This is a genomic window from Bradyrhizobium sp. 179 (assembly GCF_023073535.1).
Taxonomy (GTDB): domain Bacteria; phylum Pseudomonadota; class Alphaproteobacteria; order Rhizobiales; family Xanthobacteraceae; genus Bradyrhizobium.
In genome coordinates this window covers 1-17,460 of the sequence record NZ_JADPJR010000113.1, presented here as the reverse complement: position 1 = coordinate 17,460, position 17,460 = coordinate 1, and the positions used below count along the sequence as shown (strand labels likewise).

The following is a 17,460-nucleotide window of genomic DNA, read 5'->3' as shown; positions in this document are numbered from 1 at the left end:
ACGCCCGATTGGAGTTGCCTGATGAACGCCGAGACGCAGCAGAGGATTCTTGACGCCGTCGACGCCGGCTTCGAAGTCCAGCTTGCGACCACCCGCGATTTCGTCGCGATCCCCTCGACCCGCGGAGCGGAGGGACCGTGCCAGGACATGATCGGCGATCTCCTGCGCGAACGCGGCTATGAGGTCGACGACTGGCACATCAATGTCGACGATCTCAAGGATCTGCGCGGTTTTGGCCCGATCGAGCATGATTTTTCGAAAGCGCGTTCGGTGGTGGGCACCTACCGTCCGCAAACCAACGTTGGAAAATCGCTGATCCTCCAGGGGCACTGCGACGTGGTGCCGGCAGGTCCGCTGGAATTGTGGGATACGCCGCCGTTCTCGCCCGTCATCAAGGACGGCAAGATGTTCGGCCGGGGTGCCTGCGACATGAAGTCGGGCACGATCGGTGCGCTCTACGCGCTGGATGCGATCAAAGCCGCGGGCTTGAAGCCTACGGCGCGGATCCACTTCCAGTCCGTGATCGAGGAGGAGAGCACGGGCGTCGGCGCGCTCTCGACGCTTCAGCGCGGCTACCGCGCCAATGCCTGCTTCATCCCGGAGCCGACCGGCGGCAAGATGGTGCGCTCTCAGGTTGGCGTGATCTGGTTTCGCCTGCGCGTGAAGGGCCATCCGACCCACGTTGCCTTCGCCGGTTCCGGCGCGAACGCAATCATGGCGGCCTATCATTTGATCCAGGCCCTACAAAAACTCGAGATCGAATGGAACGAGCGCGCCAAAGCCGACCGTCACTTCAGGACGCTCAACCATCCAATCAATTTCAATCCCGGCATCATCAAGGGCGGCGATTGGGCCTCTAGCGTGCCGGCCTGGTGCGACGTCGACTGCCGGATTGCCGTGTTGCCGGGCTGGTCGATCGCCGAGCACCAGAAGGAGATTTTGGCATGCGTCGCGGCCGCTGCGCGCAACCACCGCTTCCTCGCCAACAACCCGCCGGAGATCGAATGGTCGGGCTTCCTGTCGGAGGGGTATGAACTGACTGACGCTGCCGCACCCGAGGCCGCGTTCGGCAAGGCCTTCAATAAGGTCTACGGTGGCGCAGTCGAGGACCTCGTCTTCACTGCACTTACCGATACCCGCTTCTACGGCCTCAATCATGGCATCCCGAGCCTGTGCTTCGGCGCGAGCGGCGGCGAGATGCACGGCTTCAACGAGTTTGTCGAGCTGGAGTCGCTGAAGAAGTCCACCAAGGCGATGGCGCTGTTCATCGCGGAGTGGTGCGGAGTGGAGAAGGCGTAAGCAACCGCTTGCCCTCTCTGCCGTCAGCGAGGAGCGAAGCGACGGAGCAATCCAGACTGCCGCCGCGGAGCGATTCTGGATTCGCTTCGCTGCGCTCGCAGTCACTTAATGTGACGGCGGCTCCTCAGGGCAAAGGACATACCTTGCCGATGCGGTCCGCTGTCCGAGACACGGGCGCGGATCAATCCTTTAAGCTTAAAATAAAGGCTAGGATGGCGGCCTTGCCGGTGGCAGACTGGGGTCCGTTGCAGGGGCCTTAAATCCGCCGAGGAAATTACGATGCGCGATTGGGATGATGCTTATGCCAATTCGACCCATATCCCCGGCTCGGACAAAATGCCGGCGCTGTGGGCGGAGCGGGCGGCGGCTTACCGTGCGGGATTGAGGGATTTTCGTCCCGACGTCGCCTACGGCGCCGGTGAGCGGCAGCGCCTCGACCTGATCCTGCCCGACGGCGACAGCAAGGGCCTCGTCGTGTTCGTGCATGGCGGCTACTGGATGCGCTTTGATAAATCAGCCTGGACCGATCTTGCCGAAGGCGCAAGGCATCATGGCTGGGCCGTGGCGCTGCCGAGCTACACGCTGACACCGGCCGCACGCATCTCCGACATCACTGCCGAGATCACCGCCGCGGTCGCAAAGGCGGCCTCGCTGGTGCCAGGGCCGATCCGGCTCGCCGGCCATTCCGCCGGCGGCCATCTCGTCACGCGCATGCTGTGCGACGACAGCCGGCTCGAGCCCGCCGTCTACGATCGTATTGCCGGCACGCTCTCGATCAGCGGCCTGCACGATCTGCGGCCGCTTTTGAAGACAAGGATGAACGAGACGCTGCGCATGACCATGCAGGAGGCGACGCTCGAGAGCGCGGCGCTGCATCTGCCGCGGGGGCAGTCGCCTGTGACGGCCTGGGTCGGCGGTAACGAGCGCCCTGAATTCATCCGCCAATCCGACCTGATGGCCAACGTCTGGACCGGTTTCGACGTGCCGACGCACCTCGTCATCGATCCCGGGCTCAACCATTTTACCGTGATCGACGGGCTTAAGGATCCGTCGTCGCCGATCACCGCGCGTCTGATCGGCCTCGACTGACGAGGCGAGGGAAGATGGATCGAGAGGACTTATCATGACGTCCAGCGATTACGATCCTGCAAGCGAAGGCGCGGAGACGGATTTCGCCCGGCGCATGTCCTACGGCGACTACCTGGCGCTGGATGCGATTCTCGGCGCGCAGCATCCGCTCTCGGAAGCCCATGACGAGATGCTGTTCATCATCCAGCATCAGACCACGGAGCTGTGGATGCGCCTTGCCATCCACGAGCTCAGCGCCGCCCGCCGCGCCATCGCCGGGGATGAGGTGCAGCCCGCGATGAAGATGCTGGCGCGGGTGTCGCGCATCTTCGAGCAGCTCAATGGCGCCTGGGACGTGCTGCGGACGATGACGCCGAGCGAGTATACGCGCTTCCGCTCGCAGCTCGGGCAGTCCTCGGGCTTCCAGTCACGTCAATACAGGCTGATCGAATTCCTGCTCGGCAACCGCAACCACGCCATGCTCAAGCCGCACGCGCACGATGCGGAAACGACGAAGCTGCTCGAAGCCGAGCTCGCGACCCCAAGCCTCTATGACGAGGTGCTGCGGCTTGCCGACCGTAGTGGGCTCAAGATGCCTGCGGCCGTGCTGGCCCGCGACGTCCGCGAAACCCACAGCTTCAATGAAGGCGTACTCCAGGCCTGGCGTATCGTCTACGAGGCGCCGGAGACGCACTGGATGCTTTATGAGCTTGCCGAGAAGCTGGTCGATTTCGAGGACTATTTCCGCCGCTGGCGCTTCAACCACGTGACAACGGTCGAGCGCGTGATCGGCTTCAAGCGCGGCACCGGTGGTACCGGCGGCGTCAGCTATCTCAAACGGATGCTGGAGATCGAGCTATTCCCCGAGCTCTGGCGCGTGCGTACGATTTTGTAGAGATGGCCATGACCAAGCTACGCGTCTACGACGACACCAAGGCTTTGTTCCATCTGCCCGACGGTGTGATCTATCTTGACGGCAATTCGCTCGGCGCGCTGCCGCTCGGCGTTGCCGAGCGCGTCAATCGCGTCATCACGGCCGAATGGGGCAATGAGCTGATCCGTGCCTGGAACACCGCAGGCTGGTATGCCCAACCGCGTCATGTCGGCGATCGCATTGCGCGACTGATCGGCGCCGAGGCTGGCTCCGTGATGGTCGGAGACACGCTCTCGCTCAAGGTCTACCAGGCACTCGCGGCTGCGCTCGATATGAACGCGTCGCGCAAGGTGATCCTGTCGGACACCGGCAATTTCCCGACCGACCTCTACATGGCCGAAGGCCTGATCGAAACGCTTGGGCGCGGCCATCGATTACGTCTGGTGGCCGGAGGAGATCGAGGCCGCGCTGTCGGAGGAGGTCGCCGTCCTCTACATCACCGAGGTCGACTACCGCACCGGCCGCCGCCACGACATGGCGAAGCTCACTGCGAAAGCGCGTGCGCTCGGCGTCGTCACCGTCTGGGATCTCGCCCATTCCGCCGGCGCGCTGCCGGTCGATCTCTCCGGCTGCGGCGCGGATTTTGCCGCGGGCTGCACTTACAAATATCTCAACGCCGGTCCCGGCGCGCCGGCCTTCCTCTACGTTGCGCCGCGCCACGCCGACAATGTCCGCGCCGCTCTGTCGGGATGGATGGGCCATGCCAAACCGTTTGGGTTCGAGCTTGCCTATGCGGCGGCCGGCGGCGTCGAGCGCATGCGTGTCGGAACGCCGCCGGTGCTGGCGATGGCGGCGTTGGAGGCCTCACTCGACATTTGGGATCGGATTGACATCCGTGAGGTCCGTGCGCGTTCGCTGGCGCTCGGTGATCTCCTGATCGCCGAAGTTGAGCGTCGCTGCCCATCTCTGAAATTGGTGACCCCGCGCGCGCACGAGCGCCGCGGCTCGCAAATCTCCTTTGTCTTCGACGGCGGCTACGCCGCCATGCAGGCGCTGATTGCCCGAGGCGTCATCGGTGATTTCCGCGCACCAGATATCATGAGGTTCGGGATCACGCCGCTTTATGTCGGAGAGGACGAGATCGTCCGAGCCGCCGAGATCATCGAGGAGGTGATCGTAGGCGAAGTGTGGCGCCGGCCGGAATATCAGGTCGTCAATGCGGTGACGTGAGGAAAGGCGCCTCCACAGGCGTCATCGCGAGGAGCCCTTGCGACGAAGCATTCCAGAATCCTTCCACAGAGGCAGCCTGAATTGCTTCGCGGAGCCTGTCATCGGGCCGCGCTGCGCGCGGACCCGTTGGCTCGCAATGACGGCGGAGGGATCACGTCCCCCACAATGCCATCACGATCGCATCGAGCCCATCCGTCAGCGCTGCCGGTCCCGGCTGCAAGATGATCGGCGACTTGATTTCCACGATGCGGCTGTTGCGCAGCGCCGGAATCTCACCCCAGCCGTCGCGCGCGCGGATACGGGCAGGGACGACCTTCTTGCCGCACCACGAGGCGAGGATCACATCGGGCGCTGCCTCGCGCACCATCTCCGCCGATACGATGCGGTCCTTCGCCGCCTGCCGCGATCGCAGCTCCGGGAACACATCCGCGCCGCCGGCGATTTCGATCAGCTCGGAGACCCAACCGATGCCCGAGATCAGCGGATCGTCCCACTCCTCGAAATAGACTCTCGGCCGCGCCGAGGGCCGGGGCGTTGCCGCGATCGCGGCGAGGCGTCGCTCAAAACCTTGCGCGAGGTTCTCCGCGCGCTCGGCCGCACCGACAAGCGCACCAAGCGTGCGGACCATCGCCAAGATTCCGGCGACGTCACGCTGGTTGAAGACGTGGACGTCGACACCGGCGCGGACGAGATCTGCGACGATGCCGGCCTGCAGATCGGAGAAGGCCAGCACCAGCTCTGGCTCCAGCGCCAGGATCTTTGGGATGTCGGCCGAGACGAACGCCGACACCCGTGGCTTCTCCCGTCGCACCTGGGGCGGGCGCCCGGCATGTCCGGAGACGCCGACGATGCGGTCCTGCTCGCCGAGCAGGTAGAGTGTTTCGACCGTCTCCTCGGTCAGGCAGACGATGCGGTGCGGGGGGAAGTGGCGCATGCGAGCAGCCTATGCACAATGTCGGCGCCGATGTCAGCCCGCCCATTACCTTGGACGTCATTGCTTTGCCGCACGAAGCAATTCACGTTGAGACAACAAGGAATTGGAAGGAGATCCGATGACGCCGCTCGAGAAACTTAAAGTCATGAAGATGCCGTTCGCCGAGCTCAAAGGCGTCGAGTTCGTCGAGGCCGACAAGGACCGCGTGGTGGCGCGGATGACGGTCAGGCCCGACCTCTGCACGCTTCATCACACCATTCATGGCGGCGCGGTGATGGCGCTGGCGGATTCCGTCGGTGCGGCTGCGACCGTGATCAACCTGCCGGACGACGCCAAAGGCACCACGACGCTGGAAAGCAAGACCAACTTCATCGGTGGGGCCAGGGAGGGAACCACGGTGATCGCGACCGCCACCCCGGTCCACCGAGGCCGGCGGACCCAGGTCTGGACCACCCGGCTGGAAACCGAGGACGGCAAGCTTGTGGCCATCGTGACCCAGACGCAGCTCATCCTCCTATGAATGGGGGGCCTTGATTTTGTTAACGAAATAGTCGCATCCGGTGCCACTTACTTGGGCAGTCTCGCATCTTGAAAAGCTTGTTGCGATGCACAATATAGGCGGCCTAGGGATTCGAACGCCTCCTCGAGGGACACCAAGAGGAGTTTTGACGTGGTACTTGAAGAGACCGTCCGCACCGCTCCGGGCTATGTGCGGACCTTGATCCAGCAGGAAGAATTGCCGCTCCTGCGCGACCATCTGCTGAGACTGGATCCCGCAAGCCGGCACGACCGTTTCAACGGTTTTCTCGACGACAGCTTCATCGAGCGTTATGCCGCCCGCTGCGCCGACGACGGCACCGTGATCGTCGCCTACATTGTCGATGGCATGGTCCGCGGTGCGGCCGAGCTGCATCCGCCGGAGGATGATTCGCTGCCTGAGGTCGCCTTCAGCGTGGAGGCTTCCGCGCGCCGTCAGGGCGTCGGCACCGTACTGTTCCGCCGTCTGATCGCGGAAGCGCGCTGGAAGGGCTATAAGCGCCTGCGCATCACCACCGGCGCCGAGAACCACGCCATGCGGGCGCTCGCCAGGAAGTTCGGTGCGCATCTGGCTTTCCGCCACGGCGAATCGACTGGGACGATCGACCTCACGAAGACAACCGAGGCCGAGCTTGCCGATCTCGCGGCTTCGCCCTTCACAGCCGGCCGGGCCTTGCTCAGCTTCAACTCGACCTGCTGGAAGATCATCTCCAGCATGTACGGCAGTCGCGCCGCATAAGACAGAAAGCGGACCGGCAAGGCCGGTCCGCTTTTCACAGTCTGGGTAGGAAACGAGCGCTCAGGTGCCGGTGCGCTTGTCGTTGCCGAAACGGCGGACGACGCGGCGCTCGACCACCACGGAACGTTGCGCGCCCTGTTCACCGGCGATCACGCGGGTTGCGGTGATGCGGCTGTTGGTGCGGGCCTGCTTCTTGACCTCGGCCTGCACGACATCGAGCGGCATGCCCATCAGCGCTGCTGCGATCTCGGCCTGCTGCTCCTGGTCGTCGGTGATGCCGACGGCGGCGAAGATCGCCTCGTCCAGGGTGGGCGGATCGTGACGCACGCGCCGCGTGCCATATTTGGTGTTCCAGTCTGCGCTCATAACGGCCTCGTTTGATGCCGGGATACCTAGTGCCGCGAATGTTGCATTGCAATATGGAATCGGTGTGGCATCTCAGCTATGCACGTCAGGGCGGTGACGCGATACCTGCACCGAGTTCAATCCCTTGCTGTGGCCAGCGTTTCAGCGCCGCGTGCCCAGCTTCGGTGAGCCCGTAGATTCCCCGTTCAGCACGTGCGAACCAGCCATACACATTGTTAAGCAAGATCTTGCCGGCATCGGGACAGCGTTCGCGCAACTCGCTCACTCGCCGGGGGCCTTCGGCGAGGGCGGAGGCGCAGGCCAGCGCCTGCTGCCGGTAGGCCGTCATGATCGGGGCACGAGTGCTGCCGCCGAGCACGGGATCGCCCTGCCGGCGCTGATGTTCGGCGACAAGGCGCGAGCGCACTTTCGGCTCGCGGCGCGGCGCCGCCGTCGGCGGCTTCACCAGCACCTCGACCTGGCCGCGATCGGTGACCCCGAGCATGCCGAAGCCGAGCCGGCGGCACAGGTTGCGGTAGCGCGCATCGCTCTCGCGCCCTTTGCCGCGGGCCGACATTTTGCCGGCGATCCAGATCTCGTCGCCGGCCGGCGCGCGGTCGACCGCCTGAAGGATCAGCTCGAGATTGAAGGCGAGCTTGAGCTCGCCGATCACCACGACAGGTGGATCGCCGGCGCTGAGGCCCACGAGATCGCAGCCGCCGATCTCCCCCTTCACGGTGAAGCCGAGCTCTTCGAGGAAGCGTTTGACGGGCAGATAGAGCGCGGTTTCCAAAGACAAGTTCCGTGTGTGACGTCCGATCGGAGAATCAGTTGCAGGCAGTTTAGAGCCTTCTCGGCTCCGATTGAATCATTGCCATCTGGCAGAGCCTCGGAACGCGATCCGCCTACACCCGCCCAGCCACCGGAATCAGCGCGCCGGTGACGCCGCTCGCGGCGTCGCTGGCGAGAAACAGGATGACTTCGGCGAGCTCCTGCGGCGTCACCCATTTGGAGAAGTCGGCTTTCGGCATGTCGGCGCGGTTGGCATTGGTGTCGATGATCGACGGCAACACCGCATTCACGGTGACCCTGCCTTTCAACTCATTGGCGAGTGCCTCGGTGAGGCGATGCACGCCTGCTTTCGAGGCCGCATAGGGGCCATGCCGGAGCCTGCCTGGAGCGCACCCATCGCCCCGATGTTGACGATGCGGCCGGCCTTGGAGGCGGCGAGATGCGGCAGCGCCGCGCGCGAGGTGTTGAGCGTGGTCAGGACATTCAGCGCATGCATGCGTTGCCAGGTCGCAACATCGCCGTCGCCGACGGTCTCGAAGGCGAAGCCGCCGGCGATGTTGATCAGCGCATCGAGCTTGCCGAAGTGCTTTGCCGCCGCCTCGATCGCCGTCTTCGCCTGTGTCGCATCGGTCAGGTCGACGCCGCCGATCTCGATGCTTTCAGGCGTTGCGGAGCCTTGTGAAGCCGCGTGATCGATCCGGGCCGTGCGCGCGCCGCGCGACTGCGCAATCTCCGCAACGACCTTGCCGAGCGCGCCGCGCGCGCCAGTCACGATCAGAACCCTGCCTTGCATCATCGTTCTCCCGGCACGCCGCCTACGATTGCAGATAACGCGCCTTCAGTGCAGTCCGTTCGGCCGCGCCGAGTTTGAGCCCGTCGCGCAAATAGGTTTCGATATCGCCATATTCCTGGCCGACGGCTTCGAACGCTGCAGCAAGGTAAGAGGCTTCGACGCTGCCGATGGCATTGCGTACGTCCTCAGGCAGATCGATCGCAGCTGTCGCATCGCGCTTGTAGTGCTGGTTGGTGAGCAGGTAGTCCTCGGCAATGACGTCATCGGGTACGCCGAGGGCATGCAGGATCAGCGCGCTGGCAAACCCGGTGCGGTCCTTGCCCGCCGTGCAATGAATCACGAGCGGCGCGCGATCTTCCAGGAGATGGCCGAACAGGTTGCGAAAGCTGTGCGTGTTGTGACGAACGTAGTTGCGATAGGATTCGCGCATGATCTCCAGCGCGACCGGTGCCGTCAGCGTGCCCCGAGCGAGTTCGGCGCGCAGCGCAGCGACGACGGTCGGCTCGATCGGCAGTGAGTGCACGGTGATCTCGTTCACGACGCAGACGCCGGCCGCGCGCTCCTCCAGCCCACGGAAATCGAAGGCGCTTCGCACCCCCAGCGCTCGGACGATCTCGATGTCGGCTGCAGTGAGGTCGCCGAGATGGTTGGAGCGGAAGATCTGCCGCCAGCGCGTGATGCGGCCGTCGGTGGTCGGATAGCCGCCGAGATCGCGAAAATTGCTGGCGCCTTGCAGGGCGAGGTGGCGGGCAGGGGAGTCGGACATGAGATCAGCTTGGGTTGTGGTTCCACCGGACGCGCTGCGGCGGCCTTGAGGATACTACAGAGGCCGATCATGGGCCGACACAAGGCCATTGTTTTGGCCATCGCCATGCTGTCGGCCAGGACCGGGGCCATGACGATCAGACATCTGAAGCGGCCGGTCACGGCCTGCGCGGTGATCTGAACGGCCTTGTATCTGCAGGAATCAAAAAGGGCCGAAACACCGTGGCTTCGACCCATTTTTGAACTGCCGCCGGCGTTTGCGAGAGCGCGACGGTATCGTCAGCGATCCCATTTCGGCTTGGCTTCGTCCACCGCGTCCTGGTGATACCAACTGTCGCTGCATATCGAGACGTTGGTGGGAAGCGAAGCATGATCCGCGGGAAGACGGGTCTCGCCATAGCGGCGTCCCCCAAGAGCTGCGCGGCCCCCGGCAGGGAATTGGTAGATCTTCGCAGTTCCGTGACTCAGACCATTGTTCATGATTGCGATTTCTCCTTGGTCAAAGCGCCTTGGCCTCCATGGTGCGCCCGACTCGTTCGATTGTGGTTACTGAAATCTCCATATCGGCGGCGCCCCCCGAATTGGAAAGTGCTGAAAAGGAAATCAGTTGCCGCCCAATTTCTAGGCAGATGGTCTGCTGCATCTCCTAAGGCACGGCGTCGCTGACCAACGGCTGGGCTATTCCAAAGGTTGCTAGGCAGTGGGGTAGGACTTTACGAAAGTTGCTGGGCCTTGATGCGCGTTTCATCGGCAGCGTTCAGCATTGTGGCGCCTGCTTCAGAATCGGGCGCTTTTGCCGGGATTTTTGCGGTGCAGCTTCACGCTAAGGTGCGCGGCTATGACGCAGATTGTTGGGGCCGGTCTGTCAGCTCCAAGCCGGCGCCGACCGCGCTGGAAAATACGCCGCAGTGCGGCCTTTTGGCACGTAAAATGCTTGTAAGGGGCCGGCCGATGGTGGCCGGGTACAAACGTGCGGGGACCCCCAGGGCCCCCAACCTTTCGCATCATCTACAGAGAGGCTCAATGACCAAGTACAAGCTCGAGTACATCTGGCTCGACGGATATACGCCGACTCCGAATTTGCGCGGCAAAACTCAGATCAAGCAATTCGCGTCGTTCCCGACGCTCGAGCAGCTTCCGCTCTGGGGCTTCGATGGCTCCTCGACCCAGCAGGCCGAAGGTCATAGCTCCGATTGCGTGCTGAAGCCGGTCGCCGTCTTCCCGGACGCCGCGCGCACCAACGGCGTGCTCGTGATGTGCGAAGTCATGATGCCCGATGGCAAGACCCCCCATCCATCCAACAAGCGGGCCACCATCCTCGACGATCCCGGCGCCTGGTTCGGCTTCGAGCAGGAGTACTTTTTCTACAAGGACGGTCGTCCGCTCGGCTTCCCGTCCTCGGGCTATCCGGCCCCGCAGGGTCCGTATTACACCGGCGTCGGCTACTCGAACGTTGGCGACGTCGCCCGCAAGATCGTCGAAGAGCATCTCGACCTCTGCCTCGCTGCCGGAATCAACCATGAAGGCATCAACGCGGAAGTCGCCAAGGGCCAGTGGGAATTCCAGATCTTCGGCAAGGGCTCCAAGACCGCTGCCGACCAGATGTGGATGGCCCGCTACCTGATGCTGCGTCTCACCGAGAAGTACGGCATCGACATCGAGTTCCACTGCAAGCCGCTCGGCGACACCGACTGGAACGGCTCGGGCATGCACGCCAACTTCTCGACCGCCTATATGCGCGAAGTCGGCGGCAAGGAGTATTTCGAGGCGCTAATGGCGGCGTTCGAGAAGAACCTGATGGACCACATCGCCGTTTACGGCCCGGACAACGACAAGCGTCTGACCGGCAAGCACGAGACCGCGCCCTGGAACAAGTTCAGCTACGGCGTGGCCGACCGCGGCGCCTCGATCCGCGTTCCGCACTCCTTCGTCAACAACGGCTACAAGGGCTATCTGGAAGACCGTCGTCCGAATTCGCAAGGCGACCCCTACCAGATCGCTTCACAGATCCTGAAGACGATCTCATCCGTGCCGACCAACAAGAAGGCCGCGGCCTAAGATCCTTCCGCCCCGGGCTAGGGGGCTGGCCCGGGTTGGTCTCAAATCCGCCGGAGCTGCAGGGCTCCGGCGGATTTCTGCATTTTTGATGACAGCTCTCCTGTGGCCTGCCGGCCGCTTCCTGCGTCAAGCTTGTCGATCGCGTTGGAATGCGGGAGAGTGCGCCCGGATGCGCAGAGCCGGGGACACGGCTGGTGTTTGAAGGCTTCTACAAGGTGAGATTTCAGCTCGGCGACGCGGTCGGCCGGAGCGTGATGCACGCGGGCAATGGCAAGATGCTCGGCGGCAATTCGGCCTTCGCCCATATCGGCACCTACGACAAGACCGATGGCGGCGTCGACGTCGTCATCAAGACCGTCCGCCACAACCCCGATCCGAACTATCGCGCCATGGCCGGCACCGACGATGCGACCCTGATCGCGAAGGGCTGGGCCGACGGCAATCTCTATCGCTTCAAGGGCGAGCTGAAAGAGCTCCCGGGCGTACCCTTCCAGTCGGTCATGACGCCGATCACCGCAGACGAGGTGCCGGTCGCCGGCGGCGTCGGCGAAGCCGGCATCATCGATGGTCTTTATTCGATGCATCTGCGCATGCTCGACGGTCTCGATGGCGGCCTCACCGGCGTGATGCTACTCAACAAGGGTCGCATCCTCGGCGGCGATGCGGCGTTCTATTATCTCGGCAGCTACACCGCCGCGAACGGCCGCTGGAAGGGCCAGATCCTCAATCAGGAACACACGCAGGCCAAGGACGATCCGATCTTCGGCGGCCACGAAGTCGGCATTGGTTTCTCCGGCCGCTACCATGCGGAAGAGGCGGTGCTGGAGGCAACGGCGCTCGCCGGCAAGCGCAGCCTGCGCCTGACCGCCGCGCTCAAGCTGATGCACCGCGCCTGAGCGCCACGGGATAAGCACATGGACAATTTCGTTCGCCTGCTCTCGACGCTCGGCCTGATGGGCGCGATGCGCAGCCTGTCGTCTGCGTATGAGACTGCGACGGGCGTCCGCATCGACGCCGACTTCGCGCCGACCCAGGCGCTGCTGAAGCGGCTCCGCGACGGCGAGGCCGCCGATCTCGTCATCCTCACCCGCGAGGGGCTCGACGCAGCGATCGCTGAGGGCCGCGTGGTCGCCGATAGCGCGGCTGACCTCGCGCGTTCCTATGTCGGCATCGCCGTCCGCGCAGGACAGAGGCATCCCGATATCGCGACCGAAGCCGCGCTGCGCAAGACGCTGCTTGCGGCGCAGTGCGTCGCCTACTCGCGGCTTGGCGCCAGCGGAATCTACTTTGCGCAGTTGATCCAGCGGCTGGGCATCGCGCCGGAGATCAACGCCAAAGCCATTATCGTGCAGCAGGGCTTTACAGCGGAGCGGCTCGTCAGTGGCGAGGCCGATCTCGCCGTGCAGCAGATCAGCGAACTGAAGCAGGTTGGCGGCATCGAGGTGGTCGGCCCGATCCCTCATGATTTGCAGACGCCGGCGGTGTTCTCCGCCGGCCGCATGACGAATGCGACACATGCCGAAGCTGCCGATAGGCTGCTGCGCTATCTGGCATCGCCCGAGGCCGTTCCTGTCCTCCGCCAATCGGGGCTGGAGCCTTGAATGTGCCGGCGCGGGGACGCAACGTAGTGGCCATGCGCGCTTATCTCCTCGCAACTCTCCTGACGCTCGCCGTGCCGCTGGCGGCACAGGCGCAGTCGGCCGATCTCGTGCTGTGCGACCGGGTGGCGGCCGATCCCAGTGATCCCGACAAGCCGGCCGACGTGAAGGGCGTGACGGAGATCGCTTCCTCCGACGTCGGGACGGCCATCAAGTTCTGCAAGCAGGCCGCATCCTCCTCGCGCCGCGCCATGTTCGCGCTCGGCCGCGCCTATGCGGCCAACGGGCAGACGAGCGAGGCGATCACTGCCTTGCGCAAGGCCGCCGACAAGGGATCGAGCGCAGCGATGGTCGAACTCGGCGTCGCCTACGGGACAGGCTCTGGCGTCGCGAAGGACGAAGCACAAGCGCGCAAACTGTTCGAGAGGGCGGCGCAGGCCGGCAATCCTCGCGGCGTCAGCAATCTCGCCGCGCTCGGCGGCGCAAGTGGCGGCGCGCCCGCCGATCCTGCGCGGGCGCGTGCGCTGCTGGGCAAGGCCGCCGAAAGCAATGCGGAGGCGCAGTACCAACTCGGTCTGATGCTGGCGAGCGGCAATGGCGGGGAGAGGGACGATGTCGCTGCGCGCGCAATGTTCGAGAAGGCGGCCGCGCAAAATCATCCCGGCGCGCTGGAGCGAATGGGCGCCTTCGCCCAGGAAGGCCGCGGCGGGCCGAAGGACAACGACGCCGCAAAGGCCTATTACGAACGCGCCGCAGCCCTCGGCGACGATGACGCCAAGAAGGCGCTGGAGCGGCTGCGCTGTCCCTATGCGATCAAGGACAAGCAGGGCAAGCTCGTCACCACACTGTGCTTCTAATTTGCCTCTCCCTTCGGAAGATTCGAGCGCTCCGGCGGACCGCGATGTGATTAGGGGGCTCGGCTCATTCAAGTGGTCGGCGAGATCGTTGCGGGCGTCGTGACAGGCGGTCTCGAGACAGCCGGGTGCCCGGGAACTGGACCATGCGCCGGTCGTTGCCATGGGCAGACTGGGAGATGCAACCATGATCCGCAAACTGGCATCCGGTGAATATCGCCTCTATTCGCGCAAGGTGAACCCGAAGACCGGCAAGCGGCGTAATCTCGGCACCTTCAAGAGCCGCGCGGCGGCCGAGAAGCACGAGCGCGAGGTGCAATACTTCAAGCGGCATTGATGGCCGGCGAATGCCGTCCAGGAGCCGGCAAGACAAAACATGCGAAAACAACCCCATGCACAGTAGCGATGGGGTTGAAAAGCTTGTGGAATTTCGGCTACTCCGAAGGCGACTTGCTCCGTCGGGCAAAACAGGTGCATAATGGCATCATGACGGCGGTCGGTCGCGGACGGGCCTGCGCGGAAAAGCCGATGACTTCAATGCGGCGACGATGCTAGCTAGCCCGTAAATCTTTTTCGGTTTTTGGGTTCAAGACGTTGCTCAACGGGCTCTACAAGGTTGAATACGGCATCAACGGTGCCTTCGGCCGCAGCATCATGTGCATGCATGACGGCAAGCTGCTGGGCGGCAATTCCGCCTTTGCGCATCTTGGGACCTATGACGTCAGGGATGGCGCGATCGAAGCCAATGTCATCACCGAGCGCCACAACGACGATCCCAATGACAAGCCGCTGATGGGCGCTGATATCGCCGCGATCAAGGTCCGCGGCAGGACGGAGGGATCGACGATCCTGTTCGAGGGCAAGGCCGATCCGATGCCGGGCAGCGTGTTCTGGGCCAACCTCGCGCCGCTCGATGATGGGGCGCTGCCGCGCGGCACCGCCGGTCCCGGCGGTATCGTCAACGGGCTGTACTCCATTCACCTTCGCGCGCTCGACGGCGTCGAGGCCGGCCTCTCCGGCGTGATGCTGCTGATGGACGGGCGTATCCTCGGAGGCGATGCGTTCTTCTACTATCTCGGCTCCTACTCCTCGGCGGATGGCCGCTGGAAGGGCGAGATGCTGAACCAGGAGCATACGCCGGCGAAAGACGACAATCCCGTGTTTGGCGGCCTGGAGGTGGGGATCGGCTTCTCGGGGACCTGCACGGAAGACAGCGGCGAGCTCGAAGGCATCGCGCTCGCCGGCAAGCGCAGCCTGCGCCTTGCCGCCTCGCTGAAGCTGATGCGGCGCGCGTAGGGGGTCTACTCACAAATATCGGATGTCCGTTTGCTCGGGTGAAGCGAGCTTTACGTGTCGTTCCCAGCGATGTTAGCAAGTGACCCAAGGCGGAAAAATCAGTCTGTTTGTGACCAACCGCCGCGCTTATTTTGGTGCCGCAACGTCGACGTTGTGAAATGCCTCCATCAACCAGCGACCGTCCCGTTTAACAAAGACTTCCATCAAGAGTGTCTTACTTACACCATCGCCTGTCACTGGCGCACCGCTTGGTGTGGTCATCAGACCATGTATTTCATTATCAATGTCTACAATTGCCACGTCGTCCGTGATGAAGCGTAGCCGCCGAATTGTTTGCTTCTTCGTGGTGCCTTTGAAAATGCCAGTCAAAATTTGCTGTTGCCGTTGGCAAAAACGCGCTTTGCCGGACATGTCCGCTCCCGACGTATTGAACGCTGAGATATCAGGAGCGGCCGATTGGCAAAACTCTGCGGCGTTACCAGCATTCCATGAGGCTGATTGATCTGAGACGATTGCGCGAATGGCCGCTTCTCGCTGCCCGTCCTGAGCATTTACAGAAGCCGAGACCAAAATTGTTGAAAGCATCAAAAAAGCAAGTTGTCGTGTCATTGGGCAACCTCCGAGCATTTGGTGGCTTGAAAAGCGTTCAATCGTAACCTGCAATTTGGCGCAGCCAAGTCGGCAACCTGTTCGGCATCCGTGTTGGGCCTTAGCCGAGCCATGCTGATCCTGTTGTAATGTCGGCTATGGGCGGTAAACCGGACGCCGCGCCATGCTTGCCTCGACCGGCGCTTTTGACCCAAAGCAGGCTTGCGCTGCACCGGCCCGAGCGGCGTCACTCTTCTCTGAGGAAGCCAGAACTGGCTAATCGCCATCCACTATCGTCGATGTCATCATCCATTGCGGGCGGTCATCTGCGACGATCAAACTTTGGCCGAGACGTGCAGGTCTGTTGTGGAGACTACCATCCGTCAATGCATTCACGCTGGTCTAATCCGTCTAGTCAATAAAGTCCTGTCGGTCCTGGGCGGCCGGGCATGCATTCTGTCATGGATCGCCGTTTCTGAAGGCGACAATCCCAATAGGACTCGAGCATCATTGCGACCACCAGCAAAGCGATTGTCATCAGAAGTAGCGCAGCGATGCGACTGCTGCTCATTGAGATCCCTTTTTAGAGGCAAGCTTATCGCGAGACGGGGTGGCAATCTATGATTGTCAACCTGTTTGTACTCGCATACTCTCTTGCCTATGGTTGCCATCAGGTTGACACTCATATGAGCTCCGCTTGTGGCCCCGAGCCGAAACACCGGGTGAGCCGTCGCCGTGTCGGCTGTGCGAGGTAGACCGGACAGAGGCCGCCGAGCTAAGCTTGACCTGTGCGCGCGAGGGCGGCAGAGCGCGCAGGCAGACCGTTTTCACACATTTCCTTTCCAGATCAGCCATCGGTAGACGCCGAACACGTTGATAAGTGTCACCACCACGTTTTGCACCATCAGCGCATATTCCGCTGTTAGATAGCCGACGACGATCCAGATCACCGATGCACCGCTCAGCACGACGAAGGCCCAGCCGGTAATGAGTGGCCGCGCCCGGGCAGCTAGGATCAGCCCGGCGCCGATCGTGCCGACTGTCGCCACCCAACGCAGGATTTCATCCATGATGCTTGTGCTCCCCGAAAAGCCGACGTCGGAGCGTCGCTCCGCGATTTGCCTGTACGGGCGCAGTCACAGGCAGGCCGCCGGAGTGGAACTTTCCGTCTCGTGCGCCGACCACCATGCGACCACCGCCCGAGCGACTTGGCCCCACAGTGGCGGCGGAAGGTCAGGGCACCACGTGGTGATCCCGTGGGATATCAACTCCGCTGCGCCGAAATCGGAAGCTCCTTTTTTTCATCCCCGAACAGCGTTTCCATCAACCGGCATGCTGGCACATTGCCCCGGGCTGCCGAAATGAAATCGGAGCCAAGGACTTATCTGCGGCAACGCTGATCGAATGTGCGCGACTTCCGCTGTTGGCCGATTCCGTTGAAAAAGGCCGGCAGTATTTCGTTGTAATAGCTCCGTCGCGACGTGGCCGGAACTGCTCTTACTGACCCTATGCGAGCGTCGGGGTGGGCATCGGGATCAGCTTGGCCATCTTTCGAAGGTTTTGGGCGGTGGCTGCGAGGATGAACTCGTCGCGCGCGCCGTTTGGACCTCGTAAACGCAAACGGTCGAGCTTGAGAATGCGCTTGAGGTGCGCGAACAACATCTCGATTTTCTTGCGGAGCCGGCGCGAG

The 17,460-nt window shown here is 63.0% G+C and carries 20 protein-coding genes and 2 pseudogenes; 12 read left to right on the top strand and 10 right to left on the bottom strand.

Annotated elements, in window-relative coordinates; genetic code table 11:
- The first annotated feature begins 21 nt into the window (after positions 1–21).
- The 4 genes and pseudogenes from IVB12_RS26685 to kynU all read left to right on the top strand — a co-directional run bounded on the left by IVB12_RS26685 (position 22) and on the right by kynU (position 4,471).
- Complete coding sequence (locus tag IVB12_RS26685) at positions 22–1,299, top strand: ArgE/DapE family deacylase (RefSeq protein WP_247303535.1); 1,278 nt, start codon at positions 22–24, stop codon at positions 1,297–1,299.
- Between the two features lie 279 nt (positions 1,300–1,578).
- A complete protein-coding gene (locus IVB12_RS26680) occupies positions 1,579–2,388 on the top strand; it encodes an alpha/beta hydrolase (RefSeq protein WP_247303533.1) in 810 nt (269 codons plus the stop codon).
- Positions 2,389–2,422: 34 nt separating this feature from the next.
- Positions 2,423–3,262 (top strand): tryptophan 2,3-dioxygenase, encoded by an 840-nt coding sequence (kynA, locus tag IVB12_RS26675; RefSeq protein ID WP_247303531.1) that lies wholly within the window; start codon positions 2,423–2,425, stop codon positions 3,260–3,262.
- Between the two features lie 8 nt (positions 3,263–3,270).
- A pseudogene (kynU, locus tag IVB12_RS26670) lies at positions 3,271–4,471 on the top strand (kynureninase).
- A 151-nt stretch (positions 4,472–4,622) separates the two neighbouring features.
- On the opposite strand, the gene IVB12_RS26665 reads toward kynU, so the two are convergent.
- A complete protein-coding gene (locus tag IVB12_RS26665; RefSeq protein WP_247303529.1) occupies positions 4,623–5,405 on the bottom strand; it encodes a cobalamin-binding protein in 783 nt (260 codons plus the stop codon).
- A gap of 118 nt (positions 5,406–5,523) precedes the next feature.
- Here IVB12_RS26665 and IVB12_RS26660 point away from each other — a divergent pair, with 118 nt between their 5' ends.
- Both IVB12_RS26660 and IVB12_RS26655 read left to right on the top strand, forming a co-directional pair.
- On the top strand, positions 5,524–5,925 hold the full coding sequence (locus IVB12_RS26660; RefSeq protein WP_247303527.1) for a PaaI family thioesterase: 402 nt from the start codon (positions 5,524–5,526) through the stop codon (positions 5,923–5,925).
- Positions 5,926–6,075: 150 nt separating this feature from the next.
- Entirely contained in the window at positions 6,076–6,681 is a 606-nt protein-coding gene (locus tag IVB12_RS26655; RefSeq protein ID WP_247303525.1) for a GNAT family N-acetyltransferase, read from the top strand.
- Between the two features lie 60 nt (positions 6,682–6,741).
- Here the strand turns inward: IVB12_RS26655 and IVB12_RS26650 are convergent, their stop codons facing one another.
- The 6 genes and pseudogenes from IVB12_RS26650 to IVB12_RS26625 all read right to left on the bottom strand — a co-directional run bounded on the left by IVB12_RS26650 (position 6,742) and on the right by IVB12_RS26625 (position 10,019).
- Positions 6,742–7,047, bottom strand: coding sequence for a hypothetical protein (locus IVB12_RS26650; RefSeq protein WP_015686575.1), 306 nt, complete (start codon positions 7,045–7,047; stop codon positions 6,742–6,744).
- Between the two features lie 85 nt (positions 7,048–7,132).
- Positions 7,133–7,819 carry a DUF2161 family putative PD-(D/E)XK-type phosphodiesterase gene (locus tag IVB12_RS26645; protein WP_247303524.1) on the bottom strand — a complete coding sequence of 229 codons (687 nt, stop codon included), beginning with the start codon at positions 7,817–7,819 and terminating at the stop codon, positions 7,133–7,135.
- 112 nt (positions 7,820–7,931) lie between these two features.
- Positions 7,932–8,611, bottom strand: a pseudogene (locus IVB12_RS26640) (SDR family oxidoreductase).
- A 22-nt stretch (positions 8,612–8,633) separates the two neighbouring features.
- Complete coding sequence (locus tag IVB12_RS26635; RefSeq protein WP_247303521.1) at positions 8,634–9,377, bottom strand: tyrosine-protein phosphatase; 744 nt, start codon at positions 9,375–9,377, stop codon at positions 8,634–8,636.
- Between the two features lie 278 nt (positions 9,378–9,655).
- Entirely contained in the window at positions 9,656–9,859 is a 204-nt protein-coding gene (locus IVB12_RS26630; RefSeq protein ID WP_247303565.1) for a DUF2735 domain-containing protein, read from the bottom strand.
- A 16-nt stretch (positions 9,860–9,875) separates the two neighbouring features.
- Positions 9,876–10,019, bottom strand: coding sequence for a hypothetical protein (locus IVB12_RS26625; protein ID WP_247303519.1), 144 nt, complete (start codon positions 10,017–10,019; stop codon positions 9,876–9,878).
- A 380-nt stretch (positions 10,020–10,399) separates the two neighbouring features.
- Between IVB12_RS26625 and IVB12_RS26620 the strand changes: the two genes are divergently transcribed.
- From IVB12_RS26620 to IVB12_RS26595, 6 genes are all read left to right on the top strand, one after another.
- Positions 10,400–11,434, top strand: coding sequence for a glutamine synthetase beta-grasp domain-containing protein (locus IVB12_RS26620; protein ID WP_247303516.1), 1,035 nt, complete (start codon positions 10,400–10,402; stop codon positions 11,432–11,434).
- 194 nt (positions 11,435–11,628) lie between these two features.
- A complete protein-coding gene (locus IVB12_RS26615) occupies positions 11,629–12,330 on the top strand; it encodes a GrlR family regulatory protein (protein ID WP_247303514.1) in 702 nt (233 codons plus the stop codon).
- An 18-nt stretch (positions 12,331–12,348) separates the two neighbouring features.
- Positions 12,349–13,035, top strand: coding sequence for a substrate-binding domain-containing protein (locus IVB12_RS26610; protein ID WP_247303512.1), 687 nt, complete (start codon positions 12,349–12,351; stop codon positions 13,033–13,035).
- A gap of 32 nt (positions 13,036–13,067) precedes the next feature.
- Positions 13,068–13,889 (top strand): tetratricopeptide repeat protein, encoded by an 822-nt coding sequence (locus IVB12_RS26605; protein ID WP_247303510.1) that lies wholly within the window; start codon positions 13,068–13,070, stop codon positions 13,887–13,889.
- Between the two features lie 184 nt (positions 13,890–14,073).
- On the top strand, positions 14,074–14,223 hold the full coding sequence (locus IVB12_RS26600) for a hypothetical protein (RefSeq protein WP_007609497.1): 150 nt from the start codon (positions 14,074–14,076) through the stop codon (positions 14,221–14,223).
- Between the two features lie 257 nt (positions 14,224–14,480).
- Complete coding sequence (locus IVB12_RS26595; RefSeq protein ID WP_247303508.1) at positions 14,481–15,182, top strand: GrlR family regulatory protein; 702 nt, start codon at positions 14,481–14,483, stop codon at positions 15,180–15,182.
- A 126-nt stretch (positions 15,183–15,308) separates the two neighbouring features.
- Here the strand turns inward: IVB12_RS26595 and IVB12_RS26590 are convergent, their stop codons facing one another.
- From IVB12_RS26590 to IVB12_RS26580, 3 genes are all read right to left on the bottom strand, one after another.
- The gene (locus tag IVB12_RS26590) at positions 15,309–15,791 is read right to left on the bottom strand and encodes an SgcJ/EcaC family oxidoreductase (RefSeq protein WP_247303505.1); all 483 of its coding nucleotides are present in this window, start codon (positions 15,789–15,791) and stop codon (positions 15,309–15,311) included.
- A gap of 806 nt (positions 15,792–16,597) precedes the next feature.
- Entirely contained in the window at positions 16,598–16,840 is a 243-nt protein-coding gene (locus IVB12_RS26585; protein ID WP_051056887.1) for a hypothetical protein, read from the bottom strand.
- A gap of 436 nt (positions 16,841–17,276) precedes the next feature.
- Positions 17,277–17,460 (bottom strand): transposase (locus IVB12_RS26580; RefSeq protein ID WP_247295629.1); only part of this gene is annotated, 184 nt, incomplete at its 5' end.